Annotated in this window: 10 protein-coding genes; 5 read left to right on the forward strand and 5 right to left on the reverse strand. The window is 36.9% G+C overall.

The window, feature by feature from the left end; all coding sequences use genetic code 11:
• Positions 1-294 precede the first annotated feature (294 nt).
• From SPD45_RS09255 to SPD45_RS09270, 4 genes are all read left to right on the forward strand, one after another.
• Complete coding sequence (locus tag SPD45_RS09255; protein WP_336267458.1) at positions 295-2,346, forward strand: catalase; 2,052 nt, start codon at positions 295-297, stop codon at positions 2,344-2,346.
• Between the two features lie 136 nt (positions 2,347-2,482).
• Positions 2,483-4,807 carry a xanthine dehydrogenase family protein molybdopterin-binding subunit gene (locus SPD45_RS09260; RefSeq protein ID WP_336267459.1) on the forward strand — a complete coding sequence of 775 codons (2,325 nt, stop codon included), beginning with the start codon at positions 2,483-2,485 and terminating at the stop codon, positions 4,805-4,807.
• Positions 4,804-5,637 carry an FAD binding domain-containing protein gene (locus SPD45_RS09265; protein ID WP_336267460.1) on the forward strand — a complete coding sequence of 278 codons (834 nt, stop codon included), beginning with the start codon at positions 4,804-4,806 and terminating at the stop codon, positions 5,635-5,637. Before SPD45_RS09260 ends, SPD45_RS09265 begins: the two co-directional genes overlap by 4 nt.
• A gap of 5 nt (positions 5,638-5,642) precedes the next feature.
• The gene (locus SPD45_RS09270; RefSeq protein WP_336267461.1) at positions 5,643-6,101 is read left to right on the forward strand and encodes a (2Fe-2S)-binding protein; all 459 of its coding nucleotides are present in this window, start codon (positions 5,643-5,645) and stop codon (positions 6,099-6,101) included.
• Between the two features lie 53 nt (positions 6,102-6,154).
• Here the strand turns inward: SPD45_RS09270 and SPD45_RS09275 are convergent, their stop codons facing one another.
• The gene (locus tag SPD45_RS09275) at positions 6,155-6,625 is read right to left on the reverse strand and encodes a hypothetical protein (RefSeq protein WP_336267462.1); all 471 of its coding nucleotides are present in this window, start codon (positions 6,623-6,625) and stop codon (positions 6,155-6,157) included.
• A gap of 415 nt (positions 6,626-7,040) precedes the next feature.
• On the opposite strand from SPD45_RS09275, the gene SPD45_RS09280 reads away from it, so the two are divergent.
• Complete coding sequence (locus SPD45_RS09280; protein WP_336267463.1) at positions 7,041-7,466, forward strand: DnaD domain protein; 426 nt, start codon at positions 7,041-7,043, stop codon at positions 7,464-7,466.
• Positions 7,467-8,291: 825 nt separating this feature from the next.
• Here the strand turns inward: SPD45_RS09280 and SPD45_RS09285 are convergent.
• From SPD45_RS09285 to SPD45_RS09300, 4 genes are all read right to left on the reverse strand, one after another.
• A complete protein-coding gene (locus tag SPD45_RS09285) occupies positions 8,292-9,446 on the reverse strand; it encodes an iron-containing alcohol dehydrogenase (protein ID WP_336267464.1) in 1,155 nt (384 codons plus the stop codon).
• 53 nt (positions 9,447-9,499) lie between these two features.
• Positions 9,500-10,957, reverse strand: coding sequence for a CoA-acylating methylmalonate-semialdehyde dehydrogenase (locus SPD45_RS09290; protein ID WP_336267465.1), 1,458 nt, complete (start codon positions 10,955-10,957; stop codon positions 9,500-9,502).
• 31 nt (positions 10,958-10,988) lie between these two features.
• Positions 10,989-12,161 (reverse strand): iron-containing alcohol dehydrogenase, encoded by a 1,173-nt coding sequence (locus tag SPD45_RS09295; protein ID WP_336267466.1) that lies wholly within the window; start codon positions 12,159-12,161, stop codon positions 10,989-10,991.
• 202 nt (positions 12,162-12,363) lie between these two features.
• A complete protein-coding gene (locus SPD45_RS09300) occupies positions 12,364-14,052 on the reverse strand; it encodes a sigma 54-interacting transcriptional regulator (RefSeq protein WP_336267467.1) in 1,689 nt (562 codons plus the stop codon).
• Positions 14,053-14,181: the final 129 nt, after the last annotated feature.

Below are 14,181 nucleotides of genomic sequence, written 5' to 3' on the forward strand. Positions count from 1 at the left end.
CCGCAAGTTAAACACGATTTCCATGTACACTTGCGGAATTAACCATTATATCCGCAAGTTAAACGTGATTTCCTCGTATACTTGCGGAATTAACCATTATATTCGCAAGTTAAACACAATTTCTTCGTATACTTGCGGAATTAAAACGGATATTCACAAGGTAACCTGCATCCACCCAAAAAGCGTCTTCACTAACTAATCCACAACAAAATATCATAGACAAGTTCTAATAATAGGCATCTCTCCATATATATCAATGATGAAGCATAATTGAACATATAGGAGGTATTTTTTGTGAGTGATAAAAACAAGCCGAACAGGAGCCCGCAAAATAAAAAACAACAACAATTAGATAAATATCGGATTAGCAATAAAAATAAACCAATGACTACGAATGTCGGTAGAAAAATATCAAATGATGAAGAACAGTTAAAAGTAGGACCCCGTGGCCCCTCATTACGAGAAGACCATCAATACTTGGAGAAAATGACTCATTTTGTAAAAGAAGAGATACCTCAACGAGTGGTACATCCAAGAGGCTATGGTGCACACGGAATATTTGAATGCTACCAATCGATGAAACATGTGACAAAAGCGGGCTTCCTTTCAGAACCTGGAAAAATCACTCCCGTATTCAACCGTTTTTCAACAGTACAAGGACGAAGTGGTTCAAAGGATACGGCAAGAGATATGCGATGTTGGGGAGCAAAATTTTACACAGAAGAAGGAAACTATGATTTAACAACAATTAATAATCCTGTATTAATTAACCAAGATGCAATGAAATTCCCTGATGCAATGCACGCTTATTTTAATAATATTCGTGATGATATGCCAACTGCTTCAGGAGCACATGACACATTTTGGGACTATGTTGCTAACAATCCAGAAGGTCTACACCAAGTACTTTGGATTATGTCTGATTACGGAATTATAAGAAGTTATCGGATGATGTCCGCTTGGTCCATCAACACATATTTGTTCGTAAATGCTGAAGAAGTGGCAACCTTTGTCCGCTTCGTATGGAAACCTGTCCTCGGAGACCATGCACTCCTTATGGATGAAGCACAAAAAATCGGTGGCATTGACCCCGACTTCCATAGAAGAGATTTGAGAGAAGCGATTGACAGAGAAGCCTATCCAGAATACGAATTAGGGGTACAATTAATTCCACAAGAAGATGAATTTAAATACGATTTCGATATTCTAGATCCAACGAAATTTTGGCCTGAAGAATTGATACCTGTAGAACTTGTCGGAAAACTTACATTGAACAAAAATGTAGACAATTATTTTGCTGAATCCGAACAAGTAGCATTTAGCCCTGGAAACGTTGTACCGGGAATTGATTTTTCTAATGATTCAGTTTTACAAGGGAGATTAGCCGCTTACCTACCAGCTCACTACCACCGACTTGGTCCAAATTTTCAAGAATTACCTATTAACCAATCGCTTTGTCCATTTCATAACAACCAACGTAGAGGTGCCAATCGATATCGAATCGATGTAGACGAAGTTTGGTACCATAAAAACGCTATTGCCAATAACACTCCATTCACTTCCACCCCAGAAGAAGGTGGATATGTTCATTATCCAGAAAAAGTAGAAGGAAGAAAAATTAGAGCCCGAAGTAAATCCTTCATGGATTATTATTCCCAGCCGAGAATTTTTTGGAACAGTATGTCGCCCGTTGAAAAACATCATTTAATAGAAGCATTAAGTTTTCAAATAGGTAGTTGTATACGTGAAAGTGTCAGACAGCAAGCGGTGAACATTCTTGTAAATGTCGACAAAGAACTCGCTTATACGATCGCGGACAATGTCGGTGTGGAGCGGCCACCTGGTAATAATGTATCCGTCTCTACACGTTATCCATCTTTAAGCATTGCAAATTCACCAAATTATGCCTACACCCAAAGGGTTGGAGTTCTCATTGGAAATAATTTTGCGGAAGAGGAAGTATTAGAGGAGATCAATCAATTAATGAAACAAGGTGTATTTGTTGATATTATTAGCCAAACGCTCGGGACGGTTGTTGGTAACCAAGGAACACCGTTAAAGGTAGATAAAACCTTTTTAACATCAAGCCCATATCTACTCGACTCACTTTATCTCGTCGGCGGCGACTTTGCCAACGAAAAACAATCATATCAAGATATGATGTATTATACGGATGTCATGTACCAGCATTTTAAACCAATCGGTATCGCAACTGATGCAACATCCCTTCTGAAAATTCATAAACAAAACAATTTAAATGGTGTCATTTTCGCAAAAGATAATCCGAATTTTTCACAAGAATTTCTCGTAGCAATTGCTAAAAAACGGTTCTGGGATAGGACATAAACTAACTTATGATGAAAGGATGCAGGACCCCACTGTATCCTTTTTTTTCTGCCTATTTTCCAATTAACACGTATACTTTTTTAAAAAGAGTGTATTTTAACATATAGACAATCTATATGTTGAGGTGAAAACATTCATGGACTGGATGATTGGAAAAAGCATTCCTCGAAAAGAAGCCGAAGAAAAGGTAACCGGATCCGCTAAATATACAGATGATAAGTCAGATGCTCAAATGTTACACGTAAAATTAAAAGTTAGTACACATGCACACGCCAAAATAAAGAAAATTGATACATCAAAAGCTGAAAAAGTGACCGGAGTACATGCCATCATCGTCGGAGACTCATTGCCATTAACAGGAACAGATATAAAAGACAGACCGATTTTAGCTTATAAAAAAGTACGCTATTTTGGAGAACCAATCGCAGCTGTCGTTGCAGAACATCCATATATTGCCAAACAAGCGGCTGCATTAATCGAAGTAACTTATGAACCACTACCAGTAATTAACACGTCAGAAGAAGCGATGAAACAAGAAGCAACTTTAATACATGAAAACTTAGCAACCTATCAAAAAACAGACAAAGTATTTCCTGAGGCAAATACAAATATCGCAAATCGTGTCAAAGTACGTAAAGGTGATATTCAAAAAGCGTGGCTACAATCGCATATTACAATAGAAGAAAATTACATCATTCCACCTTCAGACCATACTGCAATCGAAACAAGAAGTGCCATTGTAGAAATAAAACCAGATGGCACAGTAATGATTACATCTACAACACAAGCTCCTTACGGTATCAAATCAGAATTCAGCGAAACATTCGAAATAGAAGAAGGAAAAGTGATTGCGACGACTCCACTTGTCGGAGGTGCCTTCGGTGGAAAAGTTACTACCCAGTTGGAGTTAATCGCCTATATCGCATCCAAAGCAGTAAACGGAAAATGTGTAAAACTTACCTACACACGAGAAGAAGACATGCTCACAGCACCCGTTCGCATGGGAATAGATGCAAAAGTAAAACTCGGCGCAACGACAGATGGCAAACTAACTGCCGCTGAAATTACATACTTCATCGATACTGGCGCATATGCTGATAAAGGGACATTGCTAACAAAAGCTGTCGCAGCAACATGTACGGGGCCTTACAAAATAGACCATATTCGATGTGACGCGATTTGTGTTTATACGAACCATCCATATATTACTGCATATCGTGGCTTTAGCCATTCGGAAATTTTATTTATGTTTGAACGAGCCATGGAAACATTAGCAAAAAAGCTCGAAATGGACCCATTACAATTTCGAAAAAAGAATGCGATCGTTAAAGGCAATACATCCCCTACACAAACATTATTAAACGAAAGTTCTGTCGGAAATTTACCGAAATGTATCGACCAATTACAAGACATGATGAACTGGAAAGAAGGAGTCATCATCCCTATTGATGAAAGGAAAATCCGTGTAAAAGGAATGTGCTGTTCCTGGAAAACATCCACTATCTCTGGTGCCAGCTCCGGTGTTGTTTTACTTTTTAATGCAGATGGAAGCGTCAATATTTTATCTGGTATTGTAGAAATCGGAATGGGTACAAAAACGATCCTCGCTCAATTACTAGCCGAGAGATTGAAAATGGATATAAATAACATCCACGTACAAATGGGTGTCGATACAAAAACAATTCCCGAACATTACAAAACAGTTGCCAGTAGAGGTACACTACTCGCTGGTCGTGCTTTATTAAAAGCGGCTGATGATGCAGTTGAACAATTACGTGATATTGCTTCACGCGTCCTCACCTGTTCCCCCGAAGACTTAGAAGTTGGATATGAAAAAGTATATGTGCGTGATGATCCAACTACGTACGTCTATATAAAAGATGTCTGTTACGGTTATCAATATTCAAACGGACACTCAATCGGTGGACAAGTAATTGGTAAAGGAAATTACACGATTCGTCACTTATCACATTTAGACCCTAAGACAGGAAAAGGAAAAACAGGACCAGAATGGACTGTCGGTGCCCAAGGTGTCGAAATAGAGTTCGATCGACGTGACTTTACTTACAAAGTTTTAAAAGCTTTTTCTATCATCGATATTGGTAAAGTACTAAACTATAAAGCAGCACTCGGGCAAGTAATGGGTTCTATGAGTATGGGGTTAAGCCACGCAAGTGCCGAAGCATATGAATTCCAAGAAGATGGAACGATGAACATACCAAAGTTAAGAACATATGGCCCATTACGATATGGTGACCATCCAGAATATATCGCAAAATTCATTGAAACAGCACATCTTGACAGCCCGTATGGTGCACGAGGTGTCGGAGAGCATGCATTAATCGGTATGCCTGCCGCATTAGGCAATGCATTATCAACAGCAGCAGGAGTCGAATTAAATCAATTGCCACTCACACCTGAAATGATTTGGCGCAAAAAAGTAGGTGACAAATTTTTATGATTCCATACAATTTTCAATATTATCAACCGACCACAACTAAAGAAGCGACAAACCTTTTCCAATCTTTATTACAAGAAAACAAGTCACCTATTTACTTTGCCGGAGGAACAGAAGTTATTACGTTAGGAAGAATGAACAAAATAGTTACCGATGCTGTCATTGACATTAATAATATTTCAGCATGTCATAGTTTAGAACAAGATGATACATGGCTTACATTAGGTGCTGCATTAACATTGACTAGTATAAAAGAGATGAAAAAATTTCCCCTATTAGAAAAAGTCGTATCTGAAATAGCAGACCGAACATCACGAAACAAAATTACATTAGGTGGTAATATTTGTGCGAACATCATTTACCGAGAAGCCGTTCTTCCATTTTTACTTACGGAATCATATGCGGTTATAGCAACAAAACACGGTTTAAAAGAACGACCATTCCATGAGTTGTTCGATCAAACATTGCAATTAAGGGAAGAAGAATTTCTTGTCCAAATAAAAGTAGCGACAAAAGACCTTACCCTCCCTTTCTTCACAGTGAAAAAGCGCCGTCAATGGGGTGTTGGCTATCCTTTACTTACCATTGCTGCCATTTTGAAAGAGACACACATCCACACAGCTTATAGTGGTTTATATGCCTATCCATTTCACTGTGAAAAAGTGGATGCACAGCTGAACAAACCTAATACGGAACAAACTAAACGAATAGAACGTGCCCTACAAGCATTCCATAAAGAAATATTACATGATATTCATGGATCAGATACGTATCGTAAATTTGTTTTAAAAAATGTCTTAACAGATGTCATCGACACTTTAAAAAAGGGATGAGCTAAATGGAAGAACAAGTAATTACATATCAAATTAATGGCCGGGAACGAACCTTTCATGCACGTAATGCTGACACGATGCTCTATGTTCTAAGAGAAAAACTTGGTTTAACTGGTGCAAAACCAGGCTGTTTAAACGGGGATTGCGGTGCCTGTACAATTGAAATCGATGGGGAGGTCATGAAATCTTGCCTTATGCTTGCGATTGAAGGGCATCAAAAAAAGATTACAACGATTGAAGGGCTTCAACAAGCACCTATTCAAGAACAATTTGTTGAAAATTTTGCCTTTCAATGTGGTTATTGTTCTCCTGGATTTATTATGAATTGTCATGCACTAGTCAATCAACTACCAAATGCATCTGATAGCGATATGAAAGAGTGGTTAGAGTCCAATATGTGTCGTTGCACGGGGTATAAGGAGATTGAAGAAGCAGTGAAAAATGTATTGAATAAGATGCCATAGAATATATATTGCAACCATTTTTTCATACAAAACGTGACGCCCCGTAAAGGACGTCACGTTAAATTTTGCTTAAAAATACGCATTCTCGAATTATAAATAAATAAGGCAAGAACCGAAATAATGACAATATGCACAACTGTATTCATTTGTTCATTATCTAACAATAGACCAAAAACAACACCAAAAACTGCGTAATTAATAAAAACATACAGAAATCCCGTCGTAATCCAAGCTATTATATAATGGAACAATCCAGCTATCCGCGGAAACATGCTCGTCCCTAGCACAACGATTACTCCATAAACAAAACCTATAAGAACGAACAATAAAACATCCCAAAAATATACGGCTTTTCCACTGGCAATATGGACAAACCATTCATTATGGGCATAATAAATTGAACATCCACCTATCACTAGTACATCAACAACGACTGCCATTACATAACCTAAACCAATCATCCAGGTAACTAATCGAAGGAGAAGCAATATGATAACTATCGAAAACAATATTGCAAAAAACATGTGTGTTAACCTACCTTACATTTTATGTATAAAAATATGATAACATATTTAGAACTGGAAAGTCAGGTACTGATTATAAGACATCATGCCCCTTAGATAGCATGCTTTTTCTATTGAACTACCGCCTCTTTACCTTCAATCGCTCCTCCCCTATTTTTAATAATTATTGATCGTTTACCTCTATATAGAAATAAGAAAGGTTTTATTCAAACAATAATTTGTTTTCAAGACTATCCTATAATGATACGATGGAAGTGATTAAACAAATTAAACTGAAAAAACCTAAAACATAGACAAAAATTAAGTGTTTCATATTACGATATCATACGAAGTAACTTTAAAAGGCATTAAATATTCAAAGAAAGAATAGCATTATGTTGTTAAAAAATGATACAAGTAAAGGATGGTATTTGCTATGATAGAGGAGCAGAAAATGGATCAATTCATCGAATATATAGAAGCGATTACGCCGGAGGAATTAATCGGGGAATTAACACAGAACAAACCAACGAAAAGTGACCTCGATATTATTACAGGCATTCAGGAACAAGGTGTAACTGATCCAGTTGTAAATGCAATTTTGCATTATATGTTATTAATAAATAGAAATATTTCCTGGCCCTATATTCATAAATTAACGAACTATTTCGTACGTCAGGAAATAGATACAGCGAGAGAAGCGATCAAATATTTCCAAAAACAACACGAACAAATGAAACGACAAAATAACCCTAAAACTCACATCGATGAGTCAACATTGAGAGCGAACATTATACAAGCAATTGAAAAAGGATATAATAACGAACAGTTAGGTCAATATGTAAGAAGTTTATTCGAATGAAAATATGTTAAAGTTCATTTCTTTCCGATATGTGTTATGTTTTTATGGAGATGATAGTGAATCCATACGTAGATTGGTACAAAACACCTCTAAACAGCAAAAAAGTTCAGTAGATATTTCAAATCATTGCAAAATTTAGGCATATAAAAACACCCCAAATGGGGATTGCTGATGGTGATGAAAATAAAATAGTGGAATGACAGGGTTTAAGCGATTAAAAAAATATTAAATAACCAACAACAGATCACACGTTCCTCTTTCATTGGTTATTCTATTCAATTATGATAAAATAAATATGTAGCTATAAGTTATACGGGTGGCGGTTGTCACTTAGAATCCTTTTCTTGTTTTTCAAGGAATGGAGGTGAACAACCATGGATATATTCGATTTGATAAAAGAAGTTATTAAAGGAATTGTACGTGCAGTTAGTGCACATCTATTCCAGAAAACTTTTTTGACAAAGAGAAAACCACCCGGCGCCGTAGCAAGCAAAAGGGTGGTTTTCATAAATAAACATTTGTGACAACCATCGCCTGTACGGCTGAGGCTGCAAGAGGGAGGATTGCAATCCTTCCTCTCTTCTTATCTATAACCATTTTAACGTAAAAACATGCAAAATTCAACCAAATTATCTTTTTACAAGTCAATCTAATTTCAGCTTTCTATCAATTTATCACTAAGAGACCCCCCCAAAAAAATTGGAAGTGTAGCACCTAAACATAACTATATTATTTTAGATTAGTTATGTCCTAGCCTCATTAATCTAGATTCACATAAAAAACCGCCCCATTTTATTTCTTAAAATGAGGCAGTTCTCTTTATGTTTAGTATGCCGCTTGAAAAATATCAATAATATCTTGCTCAGTTCCTTGGATAGGGTTGCTAATCGCATTGCCATCTTCAAGTGCAAGTTTTGCCATTAATTCAAAATCTTCTTCTTTCACATTTAATGCACGTAAATTACTCGGAATATTGACATCTTTTGATAATGTTTCAATAGCTTTAATCGCTTTTTCCGCTGCATTTCTTACAGATAATCCTTCAATATTTTCGCCCATAAACGTTGCAATATCAGCAAATTTTTGTGGGTTTGAAATTAAATTATATCGTTCAACATGTGGAAGTAAAACAGCATTTGCTACACCGTGTGGAATATCATATAATCCACCTAGCTGATGTGCCATCGCATGAACATATCCTAGTCCCGCATTGTTGAATGCCATCCCCGCAAGTAATGATGCATGTGCCATGTTTTCACGTGCTTCTATATTACTTCCATTCGCCACTGCTTGGCGTAAGTTTGTAGAAATTAGTTTAATTGCTTGAATAGCCATAGAATCTGTTACCGGATTAGCACCCAATGACAAATATGACTCTACAGCATGTGTTAATGCATCTAAACCTGTGGCAGCTGTTAGGCCGGCAGGTTTCCCAGTCATTAGTTCTGGATCGTTAATAGATACTAAAGGAGTATTTCTCCAACTTACAATGACAAATTTTATTTTCTTTTCCGTATTTGTAATCACACAATGTCTCGTCACTTCACTACCTGTTCCTGCTGTCGTATTAACCGATACAATTGGTGGAAGTGGATTACTTAGTTTTTCTATTCCTGCATAATTTTCATACAGATCTCCTTCATGTGACGCAGCAATCCCAATTCCCTTTCCACAATCATGTGCACTGCCTCCACCAACCGTTAAAATAAGGTCGCATTTTTCCGCTTCAAATACTTTTAACCCATCACGTACATTTGTATCTTTCGGATTCGGTTCAACTCCATCGTAAAATGCATACGTAATACCTTTTTCTTCTAAAGATTGTACTACTTTATCTACCGGCCCACCTTCTAATCCTTTTAAGAATGTATCTGTAACAATAAGCGCTCTTTTCGCTCCTAAAATTTCACAGCGTTCCCCAACAACATTAACGGACCCGCGACCAAAGAAATTTACATTTGGCATAAAAAAGTCATACATTATTTCCATCTCCTTTTTATTTTATTTAACTAGAATTTCCATGTTTACAAAAACTACTCTGTCCATCTTCCAGTTACGACTTTTTGACGTGTATAAAAATTCACACCATCTTTTCCGTTTGCATGTAAATCACCGTAGAATGAATTTTTCCATCCTGAGAATGGGAAAAATGCCATCGGTGCAGGAACACCTATATTAACTCCTAACATTCCAGCATCAATTTCTTCACGAAATTTCCGAACGCTTCCACCATTCGTCGTGAATATACAGGAACCATTAGCAAAGGATGATCTATTAGATAATTTAATTGCTTCTTCTAAATTTTTTACACGAGCAATTGATAAAACTGGAGCAAAAATTTCATCTTGCCAAATTTCCATCTCACTTGTTACGCCATCAAAAATTGTCGGTCCAACATAATAGCCACCTTCTTGAGCACTTTTATCATTACGACCATCACGAACAAGCGTTGCACCTTCTTGTTCACCCGTTTCAATATATTGTAATGTACGCTGTTTATGTGACTCACGAATGACAGGGCCTAAGAAGATCCCTTCATCAAGTCCGTTTCCCATTTTAATATCATTTGCCTTTTCAATGAGTTGTTTGATAAATGCATCAGCAACTGATTCCTCTACCGCAACGACCGAACACGCCATACAACGCTCACCAGCAGAACCAAATGCAGCATTCATAATTTGTGTTGTCGCATTATCTAAGTCCGCATCTTTTAAAACAATAGAGTGGTTTTTTGCTCCTGCTAATGCTTGAACACGTTTTAAATTTTCTGTTCCTCGTTTATATACATACTCTGCAACTGGTTGGGAACCAACGAAGGATACCGCTGCAATATCATCATTATCTAAAATACCATTTACAACATCATGTGCCCCATGCACAATATTGAATACACCGTCTGGTAATCCAGCTTCTTGTAATAGCTCAGCTAAACGATTCGCTAATATTGGTGTTCTTTCGGATGGTTTTAAAACGAATGTATTTCCAGTTGCTATCGCGATTGGAAACATCCACGCCGGTACCATCATCGGGAAATTAAAAGGAGTAATCCCACCGATGACACCAATTGGATAACGATAACTACTTGAATCAATATCAGACGAAATTGTACTCAATGAATCGCCCATCATTAAACTTGGCGCACCAGCAGCAAATTCCACATTCTCAATTCCACGTTGGACTTCGCCATATGCTTCTTTAAAATTTTTCCCATTCTCTTTTGTAATAAGTTTTGCCAACTCATCCCAATGTTCAACGAGTAACTGTTGGTACTTAAATAAAATACGCGCTCGTTGTGGAACAGGCACTTTTCGCCATGTTTTAAATGCTTCATTTGCGATAGCTACCGCTTCATTTAATTCCTCTTTCGTGGAAATCGGCACTTCCGCAATCACTTCACCTGTCGCTGGATTATAAACGGGTTCTAATTTTTCAGATGTAGATGTCACCCATTTTCCTCCTATAAAATTCTTCACTGTTAATGCTTTTTCCATACTATTACCTCCACTATTATGTTTGTCTCCCTTATTCAAATTTATAATGAAAACAGGTTATATAGAGCTCTTTTATTTCATCTATAGTTGGAACACGAGGATTATTCGCTGGACTTCCAGATCTTAATGCATCCTCTGCCATCTTTGGAACGTTCCTTTCAAAAGTTTCTTCATCGATACCCCATTCTTTTAAATTCGGAATATGTAGTTTGGCACATAATTGTTTAATGGACGATACCGCAAAATCAGCTGCTTCCTCATCGGACAGGGTTTTATTCGTAAAAATTCTTCCGACATCTGCTAAACGTTCAATACAAGCATCTTTACTAAACTCTAATACTGCCGGAAGCAACATTGCATTAGAAAATCCATGTGGTACATCAAATAAGGCGCCAATCGGACGGGATAAACCATGTACTAAACAAACGGACGCATTTCCAAAAGCCATTCCAGCTTGTAAAGAGCCGAGAGAAAGTTGTTCACGTGCTTTTATGTGATTCCCATGTTCGTACACGGTTAACAAATTATTCGCGATACGTTTTATTGCCGATAATGCGAGCATATCTGTCATTGGATGCGCTAATTTGGAAATATATGCTTCAATGGCATGACTAAGTGCATCTATCCCTGTAGCCGCAGTTACCTTTTTAGGTGCTGATAATGTTAATAATGGATCAACAATTGCTACATTTGGCAAAAATCCGAGCTGTTTAATCATCATTTTTTCTTTATTTACTACATTCGTAATGACGGTGACATCTGTTGCTTCTGAACCTGTCCCAGCAGTTGTCGGAATCGCAATATGAGCGGTTGGTTTATGTATTGCGATTTTATAATTATTCCGATAATCTGAAATGTCCCCACCATTTGTCGCCAATACTGCTACTGCCTTTGCTGTATCTATACAACTACCTCCGCCAATCGATACAATGACATCACAATCACTTTCTTCATATACAGCCAAAGCCTCTCTTACATAATTGTCGTTCGGCTCAGAATCTACACCCAAATAAATTGCATAGGTAAGATCTTTTTCCTCTAATTGTTGTATACTCTCCTCTACATAGCCAAGTTGTTCCATTGTTTTGTCGCTTATTAGCAACACTTTTGTACCTGTAACATTTACTAGGTCACCCATTTTTTCAAAAGAACCACGGCCATAATAAATTTGTTGTGGTGTTTTTAACGATGCATACGTGTTCATCTTTCACCTCTCCTCACGAATATTATAATCCCTCAATATGGTAACGCATTCATTTTATCTCACTTCTGTATAACTAATGTAGATAAAGTGTAGCAATATAACTACATGTTGTCAATTCTGTTTTTAGAAAATTTCAACGAATCTCTTTTCACTCATATAAAAAAGTCGAATTGTCTCCGTCCGCAATCCGACTTTTAAAATATTACACACCTTCTATTTCTAGTTCTTTTATTTTTTTGTATAAAGTGGTTCGATGCATACCTAGTATATTTGCTGCCTTTGTTTTATTGCCACCAGCTTCTTCTATTGCTGCTAGAATCATCTTTCGCTCTTCTTCCTTTTTACGGTATTTTATTTCCTCCAACCATGTCGGCTGTTTTTCAGGCTTTTCCACTTGTATATATTGCGGCAAATGATGCGTATCTATTTCATTCGTTTGCACAGTTGTTACAAGGTTTTCGACTACTTGAATTAGTTCTTCCACATTGCCTGGCCAATCATAGTGCAATAATACATGCACAGCTTCCGAGCTGTATGTTTTTTGTCGCTTTTGATAAATATAGCAGTATTCCTGTAAATAATGTGAAAGTAAAAATGTCATATCTTTCTTTCGTGTCCTTAATGGAGAAATTGGAATATGTATCACCGGAAAGTCTAACTTTTTATCCGACCATGTCGATGTTTTCATGGCTGAGGCAACAATGCGAATACGTAAGGTTACTGTTTCATTCGTAACTGGATGTTTGTATATTTTCCTCTTTAGGGTACGAAACAATGTAGCTTGTAAACTTTTCGATAAGTATTCAAAATATTCGAGGTAAACAGTTCCTGCTTCCATCATGAATAAACCATCCTCATCTGCTGAACCAAATAAACGTTTTTCAATAGAGGACGCTGTTTCTGTTTTACAATTTATTCGATAAAATGGTGTTTCGTTATTTGGACTTAATTGATGGATTGTGCGAGCAAACATTTCTTTCCCTGTTCCTTTTTCACCAGTCAGCAATACTACCGTTTTCGTTTGCGCTGCTTTTCGTATTTGTTTTTTTATATGTACGGCTTCTTCACTTGTTCCGACGATTTGGTCCATCGTAATATGTTCTTCCTCAGATATAGTAGGTGTTTTTCGAACTTGTTCTAACATATTTTCTTTCTCTGTTTGTAACTTGCGATATATATGATAAACTTCCGAAACTCCCTCAAATATAAGCATTCCAATTGCACCAATCACTTTATCGCCTTGCCAAATTGGAATACGATGAACAATCATATCCTGGCCTTGAATATGTTGAAGGACATTTCGTTCTGGAATAGCATTTTTTACTGTTTTATGAAGCTTCGTATTATCAATCACTTCTGTTACGTGCTTCCCAATGGCTTCTTCTCGATGAACACCGATAAATTGGGCATAAGATTCATTTAATTCTATGAGAATTCCATGTTCATCTACCACAGCGATACCTTCGTATGCTGTTTCTAAAATAACATCTAAAATAGATGTAATATGTCCTGTTTGTCGAGTAGTTTCTTGCTGTTGAAGTACTAATGGTTGAATTTCCTTCTGTGTCATCATTCCAGCATATGTTCCATCCGAATGGATTACGATGATAAACTCTGTTAATAATTCAATCATTTCATCTATGTTTGCCGTAGTGAATAAAGCAAGAAAGTCTGTTTGCATGCACTCGCTAACCTTTTGTTCATTCGCTGTTTCATTCATCAACGCTTCTAATATTGTACGCATCGTTATATACCCAACAGGTTCTCCCTCGTTTAAGACCGGTACATACTGCACATCGTTGGATAACATGATTTCTCCAGCTTTTTTCACTGTATGATGAATGTCGATACATATCTTTGAATATTTGTCCCATAACTGTTTCGTTCTCAATGCTATCTACCTCATTATCATTCTCTAGTCATTTTAAGAGTACTTTCATTCTAAGCTATACGGATTGTTTTATCAATATTCGATTATTCATAACAAAAATTTATGACATATTATAGCTTCATCTATTTT

It is taken from the genome of Pseudogracilibacillus sp. SO10305 (genome assembly GCF_037072005.1).
GTDB lineage: Bacteria > Bacillota > Bacilli > Bacillales > Amphibacillaceae > Pseudogracilibacillus > Pseudogracilibacillus intestinigallinarum.

What these genes read in the sequence shown, in the direction of transcription:
- SPD45_RS09260 (WP_336267459.1), top strand. Translation starts at nt 2,483, where the DNA reads ATGGACTGGATGATTGGAAAAAGCATTCCTCGAAAAGAAGCCGAAGAA.
- SPD45_RS09265 (WP_336267460.1), top strand. Translation starts at nt 4,804, where the DNA reads ATGATTCCATACAATTTTCAATATTATCAACCGACCACAACTAAAGAA.
- SPD45_RS09270 (WP_336267461.1), top strand. Translation starts at nt 5,643, where the DNA reads ATGGAAGAACAAGTAATTACATATCAAATTAATGGCCGGGAACGAACC.
- SPD45_RS09275 (WP_336267462.1), bottom strand. Translation starts at nt 6,625, where the DNA reads ATGTTTTTTGCAATATTGTTTTCGATAGTTATCATATTGCTTCTCCTT.
- SPD45_RS09280 (WP_336267463.1), top strand. Translation starts at nt 7,041, where the DNA reads ATGATAGAGGAGCAGAAAATGGATCAATTCATCGAATATATAGAAGCG.
- SPD45_RS09285 (WP_336267464.1), bottom strand. Translation starts at nt 9,446, where the DNA reads ATGTATGACTTTTTTATGCCAAATGTAAATTTCTTTGGTCGCGGGTCC.
- SPD45_RS09290 (WP_336267465.1), bottom strand. Translation starts at nt 10,957, where the DNA reads ATGGAAAAAGCATTAACAGTGAAGAATTTTATAGGAGGAAAATGGGTG.
- SPD45_RS09295 (WP_336267466.1), bottom strand. Translation starts at nt 12,161, where the DNA reads ATGAACACGTATGCATCGTTAAAAACACCACAACAAATTTATTATGGC.